This window comes from Nocardia sp. NPDC051990 (assembly GCF_040680755.1).
Lineage (GTDB): Bacteria > Actinomycetota > Actinomycetes > Mycobacteriales > Mycobacteriaceae > Nocardia.
The window spans coordinates 62,567-85,145 of the sequence record NZ_JBFAXH010000003.1; the positions used below are offsets into that span (position 1 = coordinate 62,567).

At 65.6% G+C, this 22,579-nt stretch carries 19 protein-coding genes; 4 read left to right on the top strand and 15 right to left on the bottom strand.

Annotated elements, in window-relative coordinates; translation table 11 throughout:
- Positions 1–137: 137 nt before the first annotated feature.
- Together AB0L63_RS07010 and AB0L63_RS07015 are read left to right on the top strand one after the other, a co-directional pair.
- On the top strand, positions 138–947 hold the full coding sequence (locus AB0L63_RS07010) for a GntR family transcriptional regulator (protein WP_364495857.1): 810 nt from the start codon (positions 138–140) through the stop codon (positions 945–947).
- Positions 948–977: 30 nt separating this feature from the next.
- Positions 978–1,571, top strand: a complete 594-nt coding sequence (locus tag AB0L63_RS07015) for a GNAT family N-acetyltransferase (RefSeq protein WP_364495860.1) — start codon at positions 978–980, stop codon at positions 1,569–1,571.
- 126 nt (positions 1,572–1,697) lie between these two features.
- Here the strand turns inward: AB0L63_RS07015 and eccCa are convergent, their stop codons facing one another.
- Genes eccCa through eccD form a run of 3 tightly spaced genes read right to left on the bottom strand, consistent with a single transcriptional unit; the run spans position 1,698 to position 8,689 of the window.
- Positions 1,698–5,759, bottom strand: a complete 4,062-nt coding sequence (gene eccCa, locus AB0L63_RS07020; RefSeq protein ID WP_364495863.1) for a type VII secretion protein EccCa — start codon at positions 5,757–5,759, stop codon at positions 1,698–1,700.
- Between the two features lie 14 nt (positions 5,760–5,773).
- Positions 5,774–7,198, bottom strand: coding sequence for a type VII secretion-associated serine protease mycosin (gene mycP / locus AB0L63_RS07025; protein ID WP_364495866.1), 1,425 nt, complete (start codon positions 7,196–7,198; stop codon positions 5,774–5,776).
- 18 nt (positions 7,199–7,216) lie between these two features.
- Entirely contained in the window at positions 7,217–8,689 is a 1,473-nt protein-coding gene (gene eccD / locus AB0L63_RS07030; protein ID WP_364495869.1) for a type VII secretion integral membrane protein EccD, read from the bottom strand.
- 133 nt (positions 8,690–8,822) lie between these two features.
- On the opposite strand from eccD, the gene eccA reads away from it, so the two are divergent.
- Positions 8,823–10,640 carry a type VII secretion AAA-ATPase EccA gene (gene eccA, locus AB0L63_RS07035; protein WP_364495872.1) on the top strand — a complete coding sequence of 606 codons (1,818 nt, stop codon included), beginning with the start codon at positions 8,823–8,825 and terminating at the stop codon, positions 10,638–10,640.
- A 71-nt stretch (positions 10,641–10,711) separates the two neighbouring features.
- Here eccA and eccB read toward each other — a convergent pair whose 3' ends face one another.
- On the bottom strand, positions 10,712–12,160 hold the full coding sequence (gene eccB, locus AB0L63_RS07040; protein WP_364495875.1) for a type VII secretion protein EccB: 1,449 nt from the start codon (positions 12,158–12,160) through the stop codon (positions 10,712–10,714).
- A gap of 93 nt (positions 12,161–12,253) precedes the next feature.
- Here eccB and eccE point away from each other — a divergent pair, with 93 nt between their 5' ends.
- Positions 12,254–13,966 carry a type VII secretion protein EccE gene (gene eccE / locus AB0L63_RS07045; protein ID WP_364495878.1) on the top strand — a complete coding sequence of 571 codons (1,713 nt, stop codon included), beginning with the start codon at positions 12,254–12,256 and terminating at the stop codon, positions 13,964–13,966.
- A 66-nt stretch (positions 13,967–14,032) separates the two neighbouring features.
- On the opposite strand, the gene AB0L63_RS07050 is transcribed toward eccE, so the two are convergent.
- The 11 genes from AB0L63_RS07050 to AB0L63_RS07100 all read right to left on the bottom strand — a co-directional run bounded on the left by AB0L63_RS07050 (position 14,033) and on the right by AB0L63_RS07100 (position 22,163).
- Positions 14,033–14,320 (bottom strand): hypothetical protein, encoded by a 288-nt coding sequence (locus tag AB0L63_RS07050; RefSeq protein ID WP_364495881.1) that lies wholly within the window; start codon positions 14,318–14,320, stop codon positions 14,033–14,035.
- Positions 14,321–14,354: 34 nt separating this feature from the next.
- Positions 14,355–14,654 (bottom strand): WXG100 family type VII secretion target, encoded by a 300-nt coding sequence (locus AB0L63_RS07055; RefSeq protein WP_364495885.1) that lies wholly within the window; start codon positions 14,652–14,654, stop codon positions 14,355–14,357.
- Between the two features lie 92 nt (positions 14,655–14,746).
- On the bottom strand, positions 14,747–15,535 hold the full coding sequence (locus AB0L63_RS07060) for an ESX secretion-associated protein EspG (protein WP_364495887.1): 789 nt from the start codon (positions 15,533–15,535) through the stop codon (positions 14,747–14,749).
- Positions 15,532–16,509, bottom strand: coding sequence for a PPE domain-containing protein (locus tag AB0L63_RS07065; RefSeq protein WP_364495890.1), 978 nt, complete (start codon positions 16,507–16,509; stop codon positions 15,532–15,534). Before AB0L63_RS07065 ends, AB0L63_RS07060 begins: the two co-directional genes overlap by 4 nt.
- 14 nt (positions 16,510–16,523) lie before the next feature.
- Positions 16,524–16,820: a PE domain-containing protein gene (locus AB0L63_RS07070; RefSeq protein ID WP_364495892.1), complete on the bottom strand. Its 297-nt coding sequence runs from the start codon at positions 16,818–16,820 to the stop codon at positions 16,524–16,526.
- Positions 16,821–16,832: 12 nt separating this feature from the next.
- Positions 16,833–18,179 (bottom strand): hypothetical protein, encoded by a 1,347-nt coding sequence (locus tag AB0L63_RS07075; RefSeq protein WP_364495894.1) that lies wholly within the window; start codon positions 18,177–18,179, stop codon positions 16,833–16,835.
- The gene (locus AB0L63_RS07080; RefSeq protein ID WP_364495897.1) at positions 18,179–18,493 is read right to left on the bottom strand and encodes a type VII secretion target; all 315 of its coding nucleotides are present in this window, start codon (positions 18,491–18,493) and stop codon (positions 18,179–18,181) included. Before AB0L63_RS07080 ends, AB0L63_RS07075 begins: the two co-directional genes overlap by 1 nt.
- A 188-nt stretch (positions 18,494–18,681) precedes the next feature.
- The gene (locus AB0L63_RS07085; protein WP_364495900.1) at positions 18,682–18,990 is read right to left on the bottom strand and encodes a YbaB/EbfC family nucleoid-associated protein; all 309 of its coding nucleotides are present in this window, start codon (positions 18,988–18,990) and stop codon (positions 18,682–18,684) included.
- Entirely contained in the window at positions 18,987–19,301 is a 315-nt protein-coding gene (locus AB0L63_RS07090) for a hypothetical protein (protein WP_364495903.1), read from the bottom strand. Before AB0L63_RS07090 ends, AB0L63_RS07085 begins: the two co-directional genes overlap by 4 nt.
- A 79-nt stretch (positions 19,302–19,380) precedes the next feature.
- The gene (locus tag AB0L63_RS07095) at positions 19,381–20,169 is read right to left on the bottom strand and encodes an ESX secretion-associated protein EspG (RefSeq protein WP_364495906.1); all 789 of its coding nucleotides are present in this window, start codon (positions 20,167–20,169) and stop codon (positions 19,381–19,383) included.
- Positions 20,166–22,163, bottom strand: a complete 1,998-nt coding sequence (locus AB0L63_RS07100) for a hypothetical protein (protein WP_364495909.1) — start codon at positions 22,161–22,163, stop codon at positions 20,166–20,168. The genes AB0L63_RS07095 and AB0L63_RS07100 overlap by 4 nt, the downstream gene beginning before the upstream one ends.
- Between the last annotated feature and the right edge of the window lie 416 nt (positions 22,164–22,579).

A 22,579-nucleotide genomic window follows, 5' to 3' on the forward strand; every position in this document is an offset into this window, starting at 1 on the left:
TCGCCGTCATCGCCGCACAACACCTGGATCAGGACTTCATTACAATAAACCTCTGAAGGCACCTGTCAAGGCTTACCGGGCCGTAGGGAGTCACGAAGAGTACACTTCGTTACCTGCACGACTGACCGAGGAGCAAGATGGCGGACGGTCCGACGTATCACCGGATCGCAGACCTCCTCCGCGAGGAGATCCGCGCAGGCAAGTGGAATCCGGGTGATCGGTTGCCCAGCCATACCGAGCTAGCCGATCAAATGCTGGTTTCGATCACTACCGCGCGCAACGCCATTCAGGTGTTGGTCGCCGAAAATCTGGTCTACACAGCTACTTCCCGCGGCACGATAGTCCGTAACCGGGAAGTCCTGGAATCGGTTCTCACCGACCATATTCGTCCGGATCGACCACAGTCGGCCCACGATATTTTCGAAGAGATCGCGCGCGCCGCACATCGCGAGCCGACCAAGGAATTCAGCGCGAAAATGGAACCGGCGAGCCCGGAAGTGGCGCACTGGCTAGGCGTGCCGGAGGATGCCTGGGTCTTGGCCAGGACGGTCGTCCAGTTCCTGGATAACGAGCCGTGGTCGTGGGAGGTCAGTTTCTATCCACGGGATCTGGCGGAGGCGACCGGCATCGACTCGCCACACGATATTCCCGAGGGCACGACACGCCGACTGGCCGACCGCGGCCGTGCCGAGACCGCACACCGCGACACGCTCGTCGCCCGCCCGGCCAGCGCCGAGGAGGCAATCGTGCTCGGTGTCGCGACCGGCACCATCCTGCTGGACCATCTACGCATCGGGGCCAACCACGAGCGCATCACCAGGGCCACCCGGCACCGGTCGATCGCCACCCGCAACCGGCTGGCCTATGAACTCGGCGATGACGCGGGCAGCAACGTGATCCGACGCACGCTCGGCATCTCCTACCGGCCGGGGATCTCGCTGCCATGAAAAACGTTCCGCCATGAATACGGTGCAGTCATGAATACCATCCGCCGGGCGGCCCAGAGCGATCTCAGCACCATCTGCCGGCTCCGGATCCAGCGCACGGCCTGGCTCACCGCGCGCGGTTCCGATCAGTGGACCGTCACGGCCCGCGGCCTGCCCATCGAGATCTTCGCGCAGGCGGTCGGCGAAGCGCTGGACGCGGGCGAGACCTGGATTGCCGAGGTGGCGGGAGAACCGGCCGGGACGATCACCGTCAACAACCACTCGAACCCGGGGCTGTGGTCGCCATGGGAACTGGCCGATGCGGTGATCGTTCACTACATGATCGTCGACCTCCGCTTCGCCGGCCAGCGCATCGGTCACCGGCTACTGGCCCACGCCGCATCGCTTGCGCGCCAACGACAACGCCATTGGGTCCGGCTCGATGCCTGGACCACCAATACCGATCTGCACGACTACTACCGCGGCGCAGGCTTCCACCTCGCCCGGATCGCGGGCCCGGCCACCTCGGGACCGTCCCGCGCGCTGTTCCAACGCCGCTCCGACAGTTGGGCATTCGAGCCGATGACACCGGTGCCGACCCCTGTGCCGCAGCCGGCGCCCGAGGCGCACAGCGGCGGCAGATAAGCGATTTGCACCATCTCCTGACCGCGGTTGCGCGACACCAGGATGCCGCTCCCCCTCCAGGATCATGCCCTGGCAGGGCATGCATGAACCGCGCCCGACGCGCCGCGGCTCATCGCGACGTCGGTATCAGAGCGGCGGCAAGTACGCCACCTGGACCATCTCGTTTTCCCGGCTACGTGAAATGAGCGTTCCACGTCCCGGCGGCAGTTTGGCGGAGCGGATGTCTCCGAGGATCTTGCCTTCGTCCTTGGGGGCACTCATCAGCAGTGCGTCCACGGACATGTCCTTCATCGTGCCGAGCACCTTATCGAACAGTGCTCGGCCCGCGCCGCCGGAGCGTCGGGTGATGATCAGGTGCAGACCGATGTCTCGGGCTTGGGGGAGGTATTCCAGCAGTGGCTCTAGTGGGTTGCGGCCGCCGGTGACGACCATGTCGTAATCGTCGACAACGATGTAGATTTCCGGGCCGGTCCACCAGCTGCGGTCGCGCAGTTGCTGGGGGGTGATGTCGTTGGCCGGGATACGTTTCTGCAGGTAGCCCGCGACTTCCTGGATCATCGGGAACGACGTTTGCGCTGAGGTCGAGTAACCGGCCAGTTGGGCGCCTTCGAGTACGCCGAGCATGGTGCGGCGATAGTCGATGAGGATGACTCTGGCTTCCTCTGAGGTCGAGTTCTCCGCGAGGCCCATGACGATATTGCGCAGCAGCGTGGTCTTGCCGCATTCGACATCGGCGAAGGCCATGAAGTGTGGTTGTGCGTCGAAGTCCAGGATCACCGGTTCGAGCTCGGATTCGCCGAGGCCGATGGCGACCCGCGTCTTGCCGAGTTCGATTCCGCGGCGGCGGGTTTCGGCCTGCACATCGTCGCGGGGCATCTCCAGCGGCAGCATCCGGACCTGGGGTGCGTGGCGGTCGCCGTAGAGCTCGTTGAACTGTTGTTTGGCGGCGCTGATCCCTTCGGGCAGGGTTTGCGGGTCGGAGTCGGAGTCCAGTCGCGGCAGCGCGATCAGGCTGTGCAACTTGTCCGGTGTCAGACCTCGGCCCGGGCGGCCGATAGGCACGAGTACCGCGGTGCGCCGGTCCATTTCGGAATCCGCCGGATCGCCGAGGCGCAATTCGAGCCGGGTGCCGATGAGATCCTTGATCGCGGGCCGGATTTCGGGCCAGCGGGTCGCCGAGAGCATCAGGTGGATGCCGTAGGACAGTCCCTGTGCCGCGACCGCGTTGAGCGCGGGTTCGAGCTGATCGTATTCGGCGCGGATGGTCGGCCAGCCGTCGATGACCAGGAATACGTCGCCGAACAGATCCTCGGCCAGTGGGTCGGCGACGCGCTCCCGCGGCGGCAGCTGGTTCAACCGTGCCTTGCGCTTGCGGAATTCGCTGATCGACTCGATGCCGAGTTCGCGGAAGCGCTCTTCGCGCTGGCGCAGCAACGTTGTCACTTCGGCGACGGTGCGGCGCACTCGGTCCACTTCCAACCGGCCCGCCACCGATCCGACATGCGGCAGATCCGCGAGGCCGGCCAGGGTTCCGCCACCGAAGTCCAGACAGTAGAACTGGACCTGCTCCGGGGTGTGGGTCGCGGCGGCGGCCATGATGACCGTGCGTAGCGTCGTCGATTTACCCGACTGCGGACCGCCGACCACCGCCAGATTGCCCTGTCCCGCGGACAGGTCGACCACCAGCACGTCGCGCCGCTGTTCGTAGGGCTTATCGATGACGCCGAGCGGCAGCCATAGCTGGCCGTGCCGGTTGACCGGCGAACGCCAGTCCGGATCGGGCAGCAGCATGTCCACCGAGGGAGATTCGTCCAGCGGCGGCAGCCAGACCTCGTGGGCGGGCCTGCCGTGTCCACGCAGACGGTCCACGACGACCGTCAACAAGGTCGCGGGAACCGCCTCCGTCGGGGTGGCGGGCGTCTCGATCGCACCGGGCGGCGGCGGTAGTTCAGGAAGTCCGCGAGGGGTGGCGGAAATTACGGCGGGCTGCTCCTGCTCCGGCAGATCGACCGGGCTCGCGGTGAATACCGCAGGTGATTGCCCGCCGATGACCCGGCCGTCGACCTCACGGGTGCCGCGCGGCGAAACATACTCCCCCGAAACGTAGCTCGCATTGAATCGGAGGGGGTCGTCGGCGTCGCTCTTGAGGTACGCGGAGCCCGGCACGCTCGGCAGGTGGTAGGCGTCGGTGATGCCGAGGACCGCGCGAGATTCGTTGGCGGAGAATGTGCGTAGGCCGATCCGGTAGGACAGGTGGCTGTCGAGGCCGCGCAGCTTGTTCTCCTCGAGCCGCTGGGAAGCCAACAACAGATGCACTCGCAACGAGCGCCCGAGCCGACCGATCATCACGAACAGGTCGGCGAAATCCGGCTTCTGGGAGAGCAATTCGGAGAACTCGTCGACGATGACGAACAGTGCGGGCAGCGGATCCAATTGGGCGCCTGCCGCGCGCGCCTTCTCGTACTCGGTGACATTGGCGAAGTTGCCCGCCGACCGCAGCAATTCCTGACGGCGGTTCATCTCACCGGCCAGCGCGTCCTTCATGCGGTCGACCATCGAAAGTTCTTCTTCGAGGTTGGTGATCACCGCGGCGACGTGCGGCAGCGAATCGAGACCGAGGAAGGTCGCACCACCCTTGAAGTCGACGAGCACGAGGTTCAGCAGGTCCGGCGAATGGGTGGTCACCATCGAGAGCACCAGCGTTCGCAGGAACTCCGACTTACCGGAACCGGTTGCGCCGATGCACAATCCGTGCGGGCCCATACCGTTCTCGGCGGACTCCTTGATGTCGATCTCGACCGGTGTGCCGTCGGGAGTGACGCCGATCGGCACCCGTAGTCGTTCCCGATCACTGCGCGGGCGCCAGACGACCGACGGATCGATCTGCGCGGCATCCGGAATCTTCAGCAGCGCCATCAGGCCCGGATCGGTGCGGGTCTCGTCGCCGAGGCTGACCATCTGGGCGGCGGTCGCAACCCGATATCGCGCCAGGTCGCGTGCCAGAGCTTCCGCTTCGGCGATCGTCACGGTATCGGCGGTCGCGAATTTCTCGACGCCCACAGCGGATTTCGCGGCGACCATACCGTCGGCAACCACGAGTTGCAGACCGCGGCGCACCGCGAGACCCGTCTGCGGGGCGGTGAGATCGAGCACCGTCACCGAGTCGAGTCCGGCGTCGCTGACGATCCGCTCACCGCCGCTGACGTAACCGTCGTCGATGATCACGAGCAGGTGGATGCGGCCCGCGGTCGGCTGCGCGTTGCGCATGAACCGCCCGCGCTCCAGCAACTCCGCGGCCATGGATGTTTCGAGTTCGGCCAGCGAGCGGTACATCATTCTGGCCGAGCCCATCCCGTCACGATCGACCGGATGTTGCAGGTGCGGTATCCATTTCGCCCAGGACCAGGCCGGACTGTCGGGGTCGGCGCAGATGATGGCGACGGCCGTATGGTCCGGTCCGTGAAATGCGATGAACTCCATCAACATCGCGTGTACCAAGGTGAGCGAGGCGGCACGCTCGCCTTCGATATTGATGGCGGGGAAGGCGCGCAGCGAGATCGCGGTCGGCAGCCCGTGCACCACCGAATGGGTGCGAACGAACCGGCGCAGGGCGACGGTCGACACCGGTTCCAAGTCTTCCAGCGGACCGGTTTCGGGGCGGGCCAATTTGGTGGCCAGCCGGTGGCTGCCGACACCGACCCGCACATGCCCGAAATCGGGGTCGTTGGGCCTGCGCTCCCACATCCGCCTGGTGCCGACCACCGATTGCAGATCGGATGGCACCGGATGGCTCCACAGCAGGGTGTCGAGCTGTGCGTTACCGGTTTTGCGCACATCTTTGCGCACCTGATCCAGGTAGCGGAAGTAGTCCTTGCGCTCCTCGTTCAACTCGGCGGCCTTCTTCGGGCCGCCGCCCCCGCGCATGCCCGCCATCATGCCGACCATCGACATCAGCATCATCATCGGGAACATCATCATGAATGGGTTGGCCAGCAGGTTGCGGCCCATCATGACCATCATCGCGATCATGCCGACGACGGCGACCACCATGACCAGCGGCATCAACTTCATCAGCAAGTTGCCCGGAACCGGACGATCGATCTCCGGCGGTGCGGACAGTGCGACCTCGCCACCGGGCGCGCGAGGTGGCGCAATGCGCGGCCGACGCACAAATCCTTCGGTTGACATGTCCTACCGTCCTGTCACTGGTCTTCGGCCGGATCGACACTGGTCTTGCCGCCGCGCCGGAACGGAATCAATGCCGCATAACCGATCCCGAGGAGCGCGAGCAACGCGATGGAACCGATGGTCGCAACCCGGCGCGGCGCAGGATCGATGTACGGCGGCGGCGTGGGACCGGCGATGGGCCGGGCGGCGTCGGCCCCGGAACTCACCGGTTTGTCGGGCAGCTGAGCTGTCAACGCGGCCAACGGATCGATGAGGCCGTGGCCGAGCCGGTCGTTGCGCCCGGTACCGGGCGCCTGTGCGGTCATGATGATCCGGTCGATCACCTGTTGCGCCGACAGTTCCGGAAAGCGGGATCGCACTAGCGCGGCGAGTCCGGATACATAGGCGCTGGCGAAGCTGGTGCCGTCGATGGGTCCGCTGCCGTCGGAGGTCTGGGTCGCGTCGACCAGTCCCGTGCCGCCGGATTTGCTGTCCAGCGAAATGATGTTGCGCCCCGGTGCGGCGACACCGACCCACGGCCCGTTGACGGAGAATGCCGATGCCGTGCCGTCGGGTTCGCTGGAGGCCACCGATAACACATAGGAGTGGTACCAGGCCGGAGTGACGATCGTGCTCACCCCACTCCAACCGGATCGCTCGTTCTGCGTCTCGCATGCGGTGCCCTGCCCGGTGTTCCCGGCAGCCGCGACCACCACGACGTTGCGGTCGTAGGCGTACTTCACCGCCGCACCGAGCGCACCGTCGGCCGGATCCGAACCCACTGGCACACAGGCCACCTCCGAAATGTTGATCACGGTCGCACCGAGATCGACCGCCCGCACCACGGCCGCGGCGAGGGTCAGCACCGTTCCGTAGCCTTCGCGCGAGATGGTGCCCGGCTCATCGCGTCTGGCCCGGTCCTTGGACTCGTAGGCGTTGCTCAACTGCCGGATCGCCAGTATCTTGGCCTCCGGCGCGACACCGGAGAAGCCGTCGTCCGGGCTCGGCCGGGCGGCTATGATGCCCGCCACGATGGTTCCATGCGCGTCACAGTCGACGGTCCCATCCGAGTTGGAGACGAAGTCGCCACCGGCCTGCAGGTCGGGCAAACGCGGATGCCGGTTGACGCCGGTATCGATGACGGCGACCTTCTGTCCGGCGCCACGACTGAACTGCCATGCGGCCGATAAGCCCAGAATGCGTTGGGACAGTGGCGGATCGCGCGGCACCCCGCCTCTGAGCAGCGGCTCGGCACAGATCAGGCGCTGCTCGGTGTCATCGGGCGGCCGGTTGCCCGCATTGACGGCGATCGCCGGGCCCAGCGCGCCGTCATCGACGCCGGGCGGCCCGAGCGCCTGCGCCGGTACCGGCATTCCGGCGCTCAGGCTCAGTAACAAGGCGACCAGCACCGCCCGCGCGCCCCGGCGGACGCCGGATAGTCGGGCATTGCGTCCACTCATCGCGAAACCCACCCCGAGTCAAAGATTCCGGGCGGCCGAGTACAGATCCATAATCCACAGCACCAGCGGAATGATGGTGACGATCAGTAGATACTCGAAGATTTCACCGGCTCGACGGGTGACCGGCGACATCTCGGTGTGCGGTCCGATCACACCGAAGCCGACGGCGGCTGTCGTGACCACCAGCAGCAGTCCGGCGATCGGCATCAGCCAGGAGGTATATCCGAGACCGACGCCGATACCGACCGCCACCAATGTCAGTGCGCCGCAGCCGATCAGCGTCGACGCCTGGACCAGATCCGCGAATGCCCGCCCGCGCAGACACAGGATCAGCGCGACGACCACAGCCAGTGCGATGCCCTGCCACCGCGCCGCGCCGAGCGGATCCGCGGCGAGCACCGCGCCGACCGCGGCAGCGCCGGCACAGCCGATGACCATGCCGGACTGGTACTCGTTCGCCGCGCGCGCTCGCTGTTCGAGCCCGGCCGCCGAGGGCAGCGCGGTGGCGCCGATCGCGCCGATGTCCTCGATCGTCGGGCGTGGTTCGTGGTCGATCGGATCGATCGCGCCGCCCGCGGTCGGCACCGGCGGCACCGGAAGCCGGGCGGCGGCGACCGCGATCCTCGGCACCATGGTGATCACGATCAGTGCGGCGACCAGTACGCCCGCCGCGATCTTGGACAGCGCCGGATCCCACACCATCCGAACCAGCGCACTGAAGCCGGTGCAGACAACCGTGGTGATGACGGCGGTGAACATGGTGGCGCCGACGCGGGTCGCGCTGTAACAGACGGCAGCCGTCACCAGCGTCGCCACCGAAGCCAGCAGCAGATGCGGGCTGCCGAACTGGCCCGGCACGAAAAGCGCTGCCCCAGTGAAGATCAGCACCAGCGCGTAGAGCGACAGCACGATCACCGCAAGCGTCGCCTGATAGCGCCGGGACACGATTACGGCCGCACCGGCCGCGAGCAGGCCGGGGCCGAGCGCGATGAACCCGACGGCAGCGCCCGCGCCGTCGGCCTTGGCCACCGCGAGCAGCACCACGGCGGCGAGTACCGCGACCAGACCGGCCATCAGACCCATCCACCGCGCAGATACCGGTGACCACGTGTGGAACGTTTCGGCAGTCAACTTGGACACCGCGTCGATGACGTCATCGAACAACGCGGGCGATTCCTTGGCGGTGACCGAGCGCAACACCAGCAGCTCGCCGTCGAAAACCTCGGCATCGGTGAGTGATTGGCTGGGCGGGATCGGGTCGCGGCCGATCCGGGCCAACGTCCAGTGCTGGGTTCGCAGCGGCGCACTGTCGTCGTTTTCGGTCAGATCCGGATTACGCGACTCGATCAGCTCGACCACATCGGTGATGTAGGCGGCAATCGGAACCGTTGCCGGCAATCCCAAATCCAGCTGGGTGTTACCACCGATAACTGACACTCGGCTCAGTTCCGGATCAACGGCACCCAAGCCACTGCTCGACGAATCGGTCACGGGTTGGATGACCCCCTACATTGATGCACTAGCCACCTGACGATGCACTCAACTTAACGGACAAGCCAAGTCCTCGCAGCCGGTATGCTGAGCAAGAAACAGCACATTCGTAGGTGTTTAGGGGCAAACCCGTATGACCGGTAACCGCCAAGCACAACGCGCCTTCGATGCCGGCGTTCTGTCATTGGGCATTGCGATCGACGGGCAGGAATCTGTCCGTGATCTAGAGTATGCGAAGCTCGCCTTCCAACGGGCCACCGAATGGGATCCCGGGATGTGCGATGCATGGCTCGGGCGTGCCGCGGCTGGAGAACTCACTCGAGAAGTGATCTTCAATCTCTACAAGACCAGCACCGCAACACTATTCCGCGAACAACGCCGTTTGGGCCTGCAACCGCGAATACTCGCCGGCCGCTTCGTTGTCGGCCTGTATATCGATTACCCGTTGGCCAGTTACACCGAGATCTGGCTCGCGCAGGCCGCGCAACTGATCACCGATGGTGAATACGACGAGGCCGAGCGAGTATTGGACGAGTTGGCCAAACACCGCTCCGCCCAGATTTCGCAGCCCGACCGGGAAATCGACGATCGAATCTGCGCGTACGTGCGCGGCGTGCTGCACTACACGACCCAGCGCTGGCCCGATGTGATGACGGTACTTGCCGGTTCGGCGGCGTGGGACGATCCCTACCTCGCGGCGGGCGCGCACGTCATGGTCGGCACTTCCTGCGCCCAGTTGGGCTTGTTCGGCGAGGCGCTTCGCCGGATGGAAGCCGCCGAAGCGGGCCCCATTCCGGCAGCCGCGACCACTGCCCGGTTCTGCCGCGGCCTGTGCCTGCGCGAAATCGGCCAGGAGGACCAGGCCCAGTCGCTGTTCGAGAAGGTCTACTCCGAGGCGCCGGACTTCGAGGCCAACACCACCGCCATGCGCGACCGCAAGTACCGCATCACCGTGACCGGCAAGGAGCAGATCGCGGCTCGGACCAATCGCTGGGACCCGGCCTCCGCACCGACGGCCGAGCAGATGGGCCGCGAGGAACGCGACGACAAAGCCAAGCGGATCTTGGAGATCGCACGCGCCGAACTCGATGAGCAGATCGGTCTGGCCGCGGTGAAGACCCAGGTCGCGAAGTTGCAGGCGACTGCCCAACTGGCGAAGATCCGGGCCGAGAAAGGGATGGCCAGCGCCTCACGCGGTCAGCACCTGGCCTTCACCGGCCCGCCCGGAACCGGCAAGACCACCGTCGCCAGAGTGGTCGCCAAGATCTATTGCGGCCTCGGCATATTGAAGACCGACAAGCTGATCGAAGCCAAGCGCGCCGATTTCGTCGGCCAGCATCTGGGCAGCACCGCCATCAAGACGAACAAGTTGATCGACAGCGCCATGGACGGCGTGCTGTTCATCGACGAGGCATACACGCTGATCCAGACCGGTCTGTCCGGTGGTGACGCCTTCGGCCGCGAGGCCGTCGACACGCTGCTGGCCAGGATGGAGGACGACCGGGATCGCCTGGTGGTGATCATTGCCGGGTACAGCGGCGAAATCGACCGCTTCCTGGCCTCCAATGACGGTCTCGCGTCCCGGTTCGCCAAGCGCGTGAAGTTCGATTCGTATACGCCCGAGGAGCTCGGCGAGATCGGGCGATTCATTGCGCGCAAACGGGATTCGGAGCTCTCCGATGTGGCCCAGGCCCAGCTGGTCGCCTCGTGCATCGAGCTGTACGGGCGCGAGTCCAACGATCAGAACGGTGAACTGCGCCGCGGTATCGACCTGGCGGGCAACGGCCGGTTCATCCGCAATGTGATCGAGGCGGCCGAGGAAGAGCGCGAGTTCCGGCTGGCCAACGACGAAAGCCTCGATCTGTCAGCGGTCGACGAAGCGGTGCTGATGCGCATCGAGGCCGACGATATGCGCAACGCCCTCGACAACGTGCTGGCCACCATCCGCTGATACGATTCCGGCCCCGGTATGCACCGGGACCGGAATGTGTCCGGGGCCGGAATTCGGCGGGAGCGCGGGCGCTATCGCGCGGTGGGCAGGGTGTCGTGGCTGAGCAGCGCCTCATCCCGCGACAGGGTCGGGCCCGGCACCATCTGGCTGATGATCGGCCACGGCGCGAGGCGCGGCTTCGCCTCCAGCCCCAGCATCGCGGCGGTCTCGGCGTCCGGCACGCCGTAGCGAATACCGTTGTCCCCGATGTAGAACAGCGTCCCCTTGCGGATGGTGTCCGGTTCGATGCCGGTGGCCTGGACGTACTCCCCCGAATTCGGCCGCAGGTACGTGGAGTCGATGCGGTCGCCGACGCCGTCGGCGGTCGCGAGTTCGACGGTTTTGGCGTTCTCGCCCAGCGGCAGTTCCCGACCGGCGAGAATCGTGACCGTCGCGGCCGGATCGTCGGCCGACTTCGACCACATCATGCAGCCGACCTTGTTGTCCTCGGGTGTGAGAATGCGCGGGACCTGCTGGGGGAACTGGTCCACCGGCAGCCTGCTGACCACCGGCACGCCGACCAGCCGGTCCGGCGGCACCGCGATGATCTCGTTCATCTGTTGTGAGTTCGCATTGCGGATGACCTCGGCGGCGAACGGCGACAGCCGCTGCACACCATCGGCGAGCACCACGTACAGCTCCTCGGCGTCGACACCGCGCACCCGGATCACGCCACCGATCGGCACGCTCTGCAGCCGGCCTGGGCCGGGTTCGCCCACCCGGTCGATCTTCGGCGGCGTGAGCGCCGGTACCTGGGTCGCCGAGTTCAGCAGTCCCGCGCTGACCGGCCGCGCATTGTGCTGGCGCAGGCCGAGCGAGCGCACCAGCACCGAATCGGCGGGATCGACCTCCGCGCGCTTGCCGTTGAACAGCAGGTAGGTCTTGCCGTTGCGCTGCACCAGCAACGCTTCCTCGCCGTGCAGCGCACGCGCATTGCCCGGTCCGTCGGAGTCGAGCGGACCAGCGATGACCGTGGTCTCGGCGCCGGGCGAGCGGGCGGCGCTACCGGCTGCCGACAGCGCGACGGTGTCACACAGCGTCCAGATCGAACGGTTGCCGGAGGCAGAGCCGGGCAGTACGGCGGGTGCGCCGGGGATCCCCAGCAGCGGCCCACGCGGCAGGGTCAGCTTGGCTTCCTTCACTGAAGTCGGCGCCTCGGCGCTCTCGGCGATGAGCCGGGCCGAGGCCAGGTTCAGCGCCGGATGCAGTGTTCCGTCGACCACGGCGTACAGCGCGCCGCTCTCCTTGCCCATCACGATCTTCGCGTCACCGATCGAACCCTGCGGCCGCAGGAAGGACATGATCGCCGCACCCGCGACCACCAGGATGCCGAGGACCGCGCCGACGATCAGCGAACGGAACTGGGACCGCATCGGATCGTGCAACATGCGCACGTCGCGCCGGATCAACGCATGCTCATACCGTTTCAGCAGAAACCGGTAGCCGTTGACTTGCGCACGGGTGGTCAACTGTGCGGGCACGACGCCTCCGAATGACGCGAATGAAGCCGGCGAGCCGGTGAGCTCGTGCGACAACAGTAGCGAAGCCGGGGAACTTCGGTCCATTATGAGCGGATGGGCTCCTCGACAGCCGATACCGAAACCCGCGTTCCGGCACCACCGTTGCACTCACCTGACCTCTGGTTGTTCCGAAACCTCCCCCTCCGGCTGGTGATTCCGGTTGCGCTGATCGCGGTGGTGTCATCCCTAGTCGCCGTGATCTTCGATGCCTCGACTCCGATTGCGGCGGCGATATGCGCCGCGGTGCTGCTGATCGGTCTCGTTCCGTTCCGCGGTAGCTCGCTCGCACGGTTTCTGGACGAGGAGATCGCCTTCCGGTGGCGGGCTTTCCGCAATCGCTCCGCCACCGTCGATCAAGCGCCGTTCGATGTCCCGCTGCCCGAGGGCGGCGCGTACGGCATGCGCTGGGACGGCTCCCGGCTGATCACCATGCTGCGCATTGAGGCGCACCCGCGCACGGTGACGCTGTTGAGTCCGCAGGCGCTGATCGCCGATGACATGATGCCGCTGCCCGAGATCGCGTACTGTCTCGATCAATTCGATATCGGCCTGGCCTCGATCGATGTGATCAGCACCGGTGCGCGCACCGCGGGAACGGGCGCGGTGGCGCAGTTGTACGAGCGCATCCTCGGCCCGCTGCCCGCGGTGGCGCACCGGACCGTCTGGGTGGTGCTGCGGCTCGATCCGCTCGCCAACGCGGCCGCGGTCGATCGGCGCGGCGGCGGGGCCACCGGCACGCTGCGGTCCGCTATCGTCGCCACCAGGCGGGTGGCGAACCGCCTCGCCGCTCGCGGCCTGACCGCGTCGGTGCTCTCCGCGGCCGAAATGACCGGGGCGGTCAACCAACTGATTCGGCACGCGCCGCTGGACGAGTTCACAGAGACCGCCCACAGCGTCGAGCACGATGGCATCCACTACACGACATACCGGATGGCGCCGCAAGCGCTCGGCCCGCGCGGGTTCGCAGCGGTCTGGTCGACGCCGACCATTGCCACGACGGTCACCATGCGGCTGCAGCGCACGAACAACTCCACGCCGAAGCGGGGTGACGCCGGTATCGAGGTCACCGCGGTCGCGCGATTCGATACCCGCGACAAGCCCGCCGACGTGCGCGCGGCCGGGCTGGTGCCGCTGCCGGGCAAGCAATTCCGGGCGCTGCTGTACACCCTCCCGGTCGCCGCCCGCGGCCAGCAGTTCAGCCCCGAAAGCTATCTCGGCAAGCCGGATTCGCTGGCCGATCTACCGGTCCCGATCGCGGGCTGCGGACAGCTGATCGGTGCGGACTCCTCGGGGCAGGGCGTGGCGCTGCCGCTGGTCGGCCACCATGTGCGGCGGGTAGAGGTGATCGGCTCCCTGCTGGTGGCACAGCAGATGATCCTGCGTGCCATCGCGCTCGGCGCCGCCGTCGTCGTGCACACCAACCGGCACGAGGCCTGGCGGCCGATGGTCGCTGACGTCGACGCACCGCAGTCGTTGATGCTGGCAGCGTGGTCCGCGGGATCACAGCAGGCCAGCGCCCATCGGTTCGCCAATGTCGTGGTCTACGACGGCATCGCGCCCTCCATACACCACTCCGACACCACCGTCGTACTCCTGCGTAACGCGCCCGTCGCCGACGACTCCTTCGAACCCGATGTGACGCTCACCGAGGATCCCGAGACGGCGAACCTGGTCACCGTCGATACCGCGGGTGAGTCGACGACCGTCCACATGGTCGCGACCCCGGACGAACTGCGCTACCTGCATGTGGGAATGGCAGCGGTTTGAGGGCCGCCGACGCACGATAAGCCCCGGTCAGCCGAATGGATGACCGGGGCTTATCGCTGCAGGCGATCAGAAAGCGTTGTAGACCTTCTGGTCCGCGGCCTTCGCATTATTGAATGCGTAATCGATCGCGTCGCGCAGCTTCTCGAGCTTGAGGTGCGTATCGCCGAGCCCTTCTTCGCCGAGCAGCACGTCGACCTTCTGCTGGAAGGCGACAGCCGACTCGTTTTCTTCCCAGCCGACTTTGATCAGCTTATCGCGAGCCGCGACGAGCGCTTCCTTGTAGCCGTCCAGATCCTTGTAATACTGATCCATCTCGGTGATCAAATTCTGATGGACCGCATCGGTATAAAGCATAGAATTCTCCTATCGGGCAGCGAGTTCGTCCGAATTAAATGAGATTGGTCAGAGCTTCGACGTTCGTCGGATCGACATTCGCGAGGGTGGTATTTCCCTCGGAAACCGTCTGGTTCACGTCGTCGATTTTCTTATTGAGATCCGCGGCCTCTTCCTGCCACGCGGTGGATGCCTTCTGTCCGGCAATCGCCGCGTCACCTTCCCAACCGGAACGCGCGGCATCGAAGGTCTCCTGGACCTTGCTGATCGTCGTGCGAATGCCATTGATGGCGTCGAGGAATTCGTTGACGACCTCGGACGCTTCTTTGGCGGTATAACTAGTTTGGCCAGCCATTGTTCACCCTTTCCATTTCATTAGGTATTGCTGGATCCGCTGTGCTGTCGCAGCGGTGGTAGTCGTTCGCTGCGTCATCTCCGATGCGTTGACTAGGGCATCCACCTTCCTCCCGGCAGTGATTCGATCAGCGCGGAAATCGCCTGTGCGATCCGATGATCGGTGCCCGGGGTGAAGGTCGACCAGACCCGCAGGTCCGGCGCAGCGCCGGGGCTGGCGACGATACGACCCCGCGAGGTGTCGTAGACCGCTACCGCTCCGGACGTTCTGGTGGTCGTGCCATCGTCGTAGGCATAGGCGACGATCTCGGCATGCGCGTGACAGCTCGACATGGCGAGGCCGAATTCGATCGCGTCACGTGTGTCCACCCCGAGCCCGTAGAGGATCTGGGTGTAGTCACTGGATCCGGTGGCCGCGTCGAGACGCTCACGCAGTTCGTCCACCGGCGCGCTGACGCTGGGGATTGCCGCGGGCGGGCACAGACCCAGCGCGTCGAGCACCGGTCGCGCCAATGCCGTGGCGTCGTCGTCGGCCCAGGTCGTTCGCACCTCGAACGCGTCACCGGTCCGCGAGGCCAGGGCATGTTCGCTACCCCGGCGAGCCAGACAGACTTGTCGCACACCGGATTCGGTGTAGACCCTGGCCGCGAGCTCGCGCTCGGGCTTGGCCAGGATGCGTAGTGCGTCGGCCAGTTCGGGAGCTACATCGTCGTACTTGTCGACCAGTCCCGCACCGCGCAGATCAGCGAGGGCATCCTCGCGCGCCGCGTTCCAGGCTTCGACCGAATCCTGTTGCGGGCCGACACCGAGCACCAGCGGCAACGTCTGCACGCCGAGCAGATCGGAGACGGCCAGCAAGCCGTCGTTGGTCACCGTCGTCATGGCGCCTGCCCAGTAGCCGTCGCCTGCGCCGCCTCGACCGGACCGCCGAGTACCGCGGGTGCGGCGGCGATTCCGGCGTCGAGTTCCACCGACTCGCCGGGCAGCGTAGACGCCGTGGCGGCACGCGCGGTGCGCTCGGCATCCTGCATCGCGGTCGCCGGCGACATGCCGGTCGCGGGCATCATGCGGCTGGCACTCGATTCGGCCTGCGCCGCGGTCGACTGTTGGCGTGCGCTGACTTCCGGCTCGGTGACCGATTGCGCGAATGTCCGCGTGTGGTACGCGCCCTTCACCCGCGGCATCGCGGTCATCCCGCCGAATCCGCCGGCGAACGAGACCGGTGCGAAACCGCCAGGTGCGGACGCGACCGGTTTGGGTTCGGCCGCAGCGCGTTCGGCGTCGAGTGCGGCGCTGGACGCGATGACCGGCGGCGCCTCATGCTGCCATGGTGTGGCCAGCGGCGTCGCCGCCGATTCATAGGTGCGCATCACCCGTGCCGCATTGGCCTTCGCCAGATCCTGCTCGGCATCCACTGCGGCCGCGGCCCCGACGAGTGGGCCGCCGAGACCGGTGCCCATCTGTTCGATCGATTGCTTCGCCGCTTCCAGCGCGGCGATCTCCGCGACATGCGGCATGGTCAGCTTCGCGATCTCATAGGCCATGGCTTGACGGCCCGCGCGCGTGGCGTTCTGCCCGGCAGAACCCGCTGCTTCGATCAACCACTCGCGCAGTGTGCTGATGCGCTCGAGCACAGCCTCACTCGTATCGGAGCGCCACGCCTCCCGAATCGCACCGATGATCTGGTCGTATTCGACTACGGCGCCACCGAAACTCGCGGCGAGGCGGGCCAAGGCGGCGGACGCCTCGGCCATCGGCGCCGCGCCGCGGCCGGTCATGAGATCCTTCGCCAGTTGTTCGGTGGGTCTGGCTTCCCAGACCACACCGGTGAAACCGGGGATCGGCGGTTCGACCATTCCTATACCCCACGTTATGCCGATGCCTTGAAGCCGTCGGCGTTCTCGTTGTCCATCACCAGCAGCTGCTGCGACTGCGAACGCAGTGCGGCGGCCAACTTGCGCAACTCGTGAATGCCCGCGACCGCTGTCTCGTCGTAGGACGAGCCAACCGCACGCATGGTTTCCGCGGCGCGCAACGAAACCTCGTCCAGTCCAGCGGATTCCACGGCCAGCGCCGGCCTGTTCGCCCGCAGATCGGCCTCCAGCCGATCCGCTAGTGCGTCCAAATCGGTCGCGGTCTTATGCGCCCGGGCAGGATCGAATTCCATGACGACCTCCTGTCAGAGGGTGAGTGCCTGGTCCGGCGGTTCGTCGTCCAGATGATCGGAAACTCGTTCGGCGGCACCGACTACCGGCAGCGAAACTCCCTCGATATCGCCGACGACCTCGTTGCCATGTTGTGCGGTCACCAACTGGCCGCGCAGTCCGTCGGCGCTCTCCTCGCCGGAACGGGCCATCCCCGCGCCCGCGCCGGCCGCGCCCATCGGCATCATGCCGGGTGAGCTGGTGGTGGCGCTGCCGCGCGCCGCGGCACTCGATCCACCCGAACCCGAACCCGCCGAACTCGTTCCGGTCGCACCGGCCGCGCCGAGTGCGCCCGCACCGCGCGTGTCGACCCAGGGGCTCAGTGGCCTGGCTGGGGTCGCGACCGCTCCCATACCGCCGCCACCGCCCATGCCGATCGGGGCGCCGCCGCCACCGGCCGCACTGAACTTCTGCGGGTCGAGCTTGTCCCTATCCAGCTCACTGGCCGGTTTCACGGGATTCAACGCCGCATGCGCTTGGGCGATCGACTGCGCACCGGTCGTCGCCGCGGACGCCAGCGGACCGACCATCTGCATCAGCTGCGAAACCATCTGCATCGGGTCGACGCCCTTGGGGGCGTCGGTGATCGGAACCTTGGTTCCGGTCTTGGCCATTTCGGCGCTGTGCACGGTGAGTTCACCACGGGTCTCGGCCACCACCGCGGTCGCCTCGGCCAGGGTTTCCGCCGACATGGCCAGCACGAACGCTTGGCCGCCCGGGGTCGCCAGAAACGGGGCCGACGCCGTCAGCGAGGCCATGAACTTCGCGATGATCGCCGACATCATGGCCGATCCCCGGAACACCGTGCCCGCGGCATTGGCTACGCCGAGCGAGGTTTCCGCGCCCTGCGCCGCGACATTCGTGCCGTCCTTCTGCGCCTGCGTGCCCTTGTCGGCGGCCTTGTCCGCAGCCTGGCTCTGCCACAATTGCATCGCCATCTGCAGCGCCGTACTGCCCAGTTGCACAACCGTCTGGACTACGGAGGAGATCTGCGACAGCACCTGAGTGGGGTCGACGACGGGAGCAGCGGCCGGTATCGGATTCTCCGGGTCCGCGCCGGCATTCTCCGCGGGAATGGCTGCAGGGACGGGAAACTGGCCGGTGCCGAAGGTGGCCGCTAGATCGGTCAGCGGTTTCGCCAGCAGCGACAGGTCGATGACCGGTAACGGCGGCAGATCCGGAAGCGGCGGCAGCCCAGCCAGATCCGGCAACTGCGGCAAACCCATATCCTTCAGGACATCGTTCACCGGCCGGGCCAGCATGGGACCCACCGCGCTCTGGCGCAGCAGATCCAGTACCGATTGATCGACCGCGTCCGACATCAGACTCTACCGACCGTATCGATCTCTACCGCCGAACCCTCATCCGTTGTCTGGTAGGTGGCGGCGCCCTCGTGCAGGCTCACCGCGGTCATGGCGTGCACATACGCCAGTTCACCGACCGATTGCAGATGATTGCCCTGCGCAACCGCGAAGGCTCCGAGGAAGTCCTGACCGATCAGACCGAAAACCGGGATGGCGGCGGCCATCGTGGCCGCCTGGTTCACCGCGCCCGCGGTCGCGACGCTGGCGGCCATCGTGGCCGCGGCGTCGCCGTAGGTGCGAATCGCATCGGGAACTGCGGCAATATCACTCATCGGGAAACACCCTCTGCGAGAATACAATTGGTAAGTTGTACCGAATGTACCGATTCAAGGGGTCCGGCTCGCTGAATACTCGGGCCGAGTGTCTTAAGAGCCAGTAAAGAATTGGCGGTCATCCGCACTATCGCGGACACAGCTACGACGGCCACGTCCACACGTGGCCATCGGTCACCTCAGCCGTTCTATCGCGGCAGGTCCGCGCCCTCCGCGTTGAATGCGTTGACCAACTCGGCCCGTTCCGCGAAGGCCCGTGCTGCCGCCTGCGCTGCGGTGGCGACCAGCAGTTGTTCGAAATCGCGCGGCGACATCCGCGACACCGTGGTTGTGAAGACAAGGTCACACAGCGCACCGTTGCCGTCCACTTCGGCGGTGATCGCACCATCGGTGGAGGTTTCCCGAACTCGGATGGCGGCCATCCGCTCACCCAACTCCCGCATCCGATGCAACTGCCGATGCGCCCGCGCCTCGATCTCGTCCATCACGTGGTTCATACCGACCTCAACCAGCTCTGCGGCTCTTCGTCGTACTCTTCCTCTTCGGCAAGCTCTTGCCGCGCAACATCTTCCGGCTTCGGCAACCCGGTCAGCGCCAGCATCTCACTACTCAACCCCGCCGCGACCAATTGCTCCCGCCGCGCCAGCCCGGCCCGATTCGCCGCCTGCTTGCACAACCGAACAATCCGCTGCGCCAGCTCAGCAGGATCCCGCCGCAATTCCTCCGGCTCCACCGAAACCGCCAGCGGCAAACCCTGTTCGGTAGTCCGAACCGAGATAGAACCGCTCCTGGACATCGCTGTCGACATGGCACCTCATCTCGTGATCACTTCTGGTCAGTCTATGACGAATTGCTTTATGGCACATGGATCATGAACGCTCGGCTGATTACACCCGCTCATCCTTGATGGCGCGCACAACAGTTGCGATCAGCGTGTTGATCATGGCGACGAACTGCCGCTTATCGACGGGGCGTGCCACCGGCGGGTTCGCGGAGACGATGGCGTAACGACCGTCATCGACCAGATCGCGCCAGGGAATGCGATTCTCGACGATGCCGCGTGGACCGAACTTGGACCGTCCCTGGACGACGATCACTTGGCCCGCCGTCTCAACCGGCGCCTTCGAAAAAGCCTCCGATCGGTACGAGACCGTGTCGTCGAAATCGTCGAAGACTGCCGATACCTGGCGTTCGTAGTCCAAATGTGCCGCATCGGTGTGCGTGGCCAGCTCGATCTCGCCACGCTGTCCCGCGGCTGCGTCGGGGAGTATCGCTACCAGCTCATCCGCTATCGCAAGCGGATCACATTCGGTGAATGTGTAACCGCCACTGTGCAATACCGTCTCCCCCCGGATCTGGGTCGCGACAACTCCGAGGTCACCCCGTCGCGCGGCGACCACGCGCACGCACTTTTCCGTATTCTGCGGGTCCGCACCATCCCATGCCGCCGCGATAACTCGAATGTCGGGGCGCGCCATCGCCTTCAGCAGTTCGAGCAGGTCGTTATCCATTGTCGCGACGAGCTGCTCACGCACCTTTAGCCGCTCGCGAACATAGTCGTTCCACAGCTCCGTGCGGCTGGTGAACACGAACGGTTGCGGAATGTAACCCTCGCGAAGGATGTCCTCCCATGCGACGACGAACTCGAGATCGGTCAGCTTCCAGGTTCGGTTCATTGCTCTACAACTGGTCGTACAACGCGCGGCGCGTCACCGAGCAACCCATCCATATGCTCGACGGATTCAAGGTACGCGGGCCGCTTGTGATTCTTGCCCTGACCACCATCGGCACCACGTCCAGCCGCGCCCGCCGGGCCGGGAGAACCGGGGGTGGCCGCCATCGGAGATGCTGCACCGGCCCGGCCGAGCGCACCGAGACCGGTTGTCGCGGCGCTCGCGCGCGGGAAGAGTTTGGCCGACTCGCTGAGCTGCTTACCGGCTGAGAGCGCGCTCGTGCCGCCAGGCTTGGCGCCGCCACCACCGAGCTTGGCCAGATCGCCTGGCTTCGGCATGCCGGGAATCCCGGCCCGCGCCGCGGCTGCCTGTTGCCCCGCCAATGCTTGCTGCGCGGCCTGCTGGGCTGCCGACATGGCCTGCTGCAATCCCTGTTCGCCGCCCGCCATGGCCTTTTCCAACGCTTGCTGGGCTTGGGAAGCGGCCTGCTGAGCAGCTTGCTCGGCTTGTTGGGCGGTCTGCCTCGCTTCTTGCTCCGCCTGTTGCTTGCGGCCCTTCTCCTGCATTTCGCGCTGGTATGCAGCGGCCGCGTCTGCTTGCTTGCGGCCTTTCTCCTGCATCTCGCGCTGGTAAGCGGCGGCCGCGTCTTCTTGCTGACGCGCCCTTGCCCGCTGCGCGTTGGTGTACTTCTCGTTTTCCTTGCGCTGTTGTTCCGTGTATTTGTCCGCCGCCCGTTGTCTACGATCGGCTTCCTGCTGAGCTTGCCGTTGCCGTCGCGCGGCCTCTCGCACCTGCTGTTGTTGCTGAGCAGACGTGCGAGGCCCGGGACCCGGTCCGGGTCCTGGACCGCCACTGGTCTGCCGCGTGTGGGTATTGGTCGGGTCGGGAATTTCCTTGATCGGGCTGGTCGGCTGGGGCAGCGACGGTATCGACGTGTCCGATTCGGGAAGACCGATGAGGTAGGTGTTCTTGAAATTCTCGCGGTAGATCGGGGTCTGATCGGGGTAGGTCCCCCCGTTGAGGCCCGTTCCCCCACCGGGGTTCGAGACTACCGGCCCGCTCGACGCTTCGAATTCCTGGTTCGACCTATCGGTGGGCGTCTGCGGCATGGCTGACATCGTCAGCGCTAACCATCCCGAGGTGTAGGCAAGGTTTCCGCTGAGCGATCTCATCTGCGCGCGGAGATTCTGCGTATCCGTGACGTATTGGTCGGTTGCCAGCTTCGCGGCACCGGCGCCGTCACCACCCCACTTCTCCCCGTTCGCGACGGCGCCGATCTTGTTGTTGAAGGTGGTGAAAACGTCGTCCAACACACCGGCGAGCTTGTCCCACTGCCCAGCTCGCTTTCCCGGAGTCTGGTGATCGATCTCTTGCCCGATGCGGTAGAGGAACTGGTAGTCGAACTTATCCGGGTTCTCGCCCTCGGCGGCCGCACCCTTGAACATGTCGCCCTGCGTGTTGTGCTCGGGCACGAACGAACCGTTCGGATTTCCGTTCGGGTTCTTGATCTTGCTCTTGTCGAGTTGGTCGAAACCGTGGAAGCCCATCCGGTCGACTTTCGTGTCGACCTTCCCGAGATCGACGCCCAAGTCGCCCGCCTTCTTGGTCACCGGGGGCACTTTCGAGAGAGCGGCGAGCCGGTCGAGCCGTTGGGAACTGTCGACTTCCGCGTTGATGTACGCCTTGCCTGCCGCGATGAAGGTGTCCATCATGTCGTTCTGGATGTCCAAATGCCGCTGCACGATGTCGCCGAAGTTATTGGCGCTGGTTACGTATTTCTGCGCCAAGGTATTGCTGGATGGCAGGGTGGTCGGCGCGAACGCCTTGATATTCGCTAGTTCGCTGATCTCTCGTTTGATCGCGAGCAAGCGCCCGATCACCGCGTCGCAAGCATTCCTCAGGTCGGCGATGGCGGTGTCGTCCAGCTTGAGAGTCCCGTTTGCCGCCTGGTTCTTCAGACCCGACCAGGACTGTCGCGGAACATCATTCGGGGGCATCGATGACTCCTGCTGTCTCGGTGTCATGTGCGGAAGCACTCGGTCCTACCGACCCATACTGACATGGATCCGATTACTGCCATTGTGTATTGCCATGTGATACCGAACCATGGTGACGGGCATAGATCGCCCTAAGGAACGGTAAGGAAACGGTCCGCACCCCGCCGACGCCAGGTGAACCGGGAATCATGGTGGTAGTAGCGCTTGGTTGCGGAGGTGGATGACCATGGCCGACAATCCGATTTGTACGGCGACGATCCATCGATACGACGTGGAGCACGCGCACCGGCTGATGCAGGTGCACCGAGCATGTCCGCGCTCCTGCCCTTCCCGGCGCGCCGCCCTCGAAGTTCTTGTCGCCGAGGACCATTACCGACTGTCGACTCGATTCGGGTGAGGACGAGGGGTATCAGGGT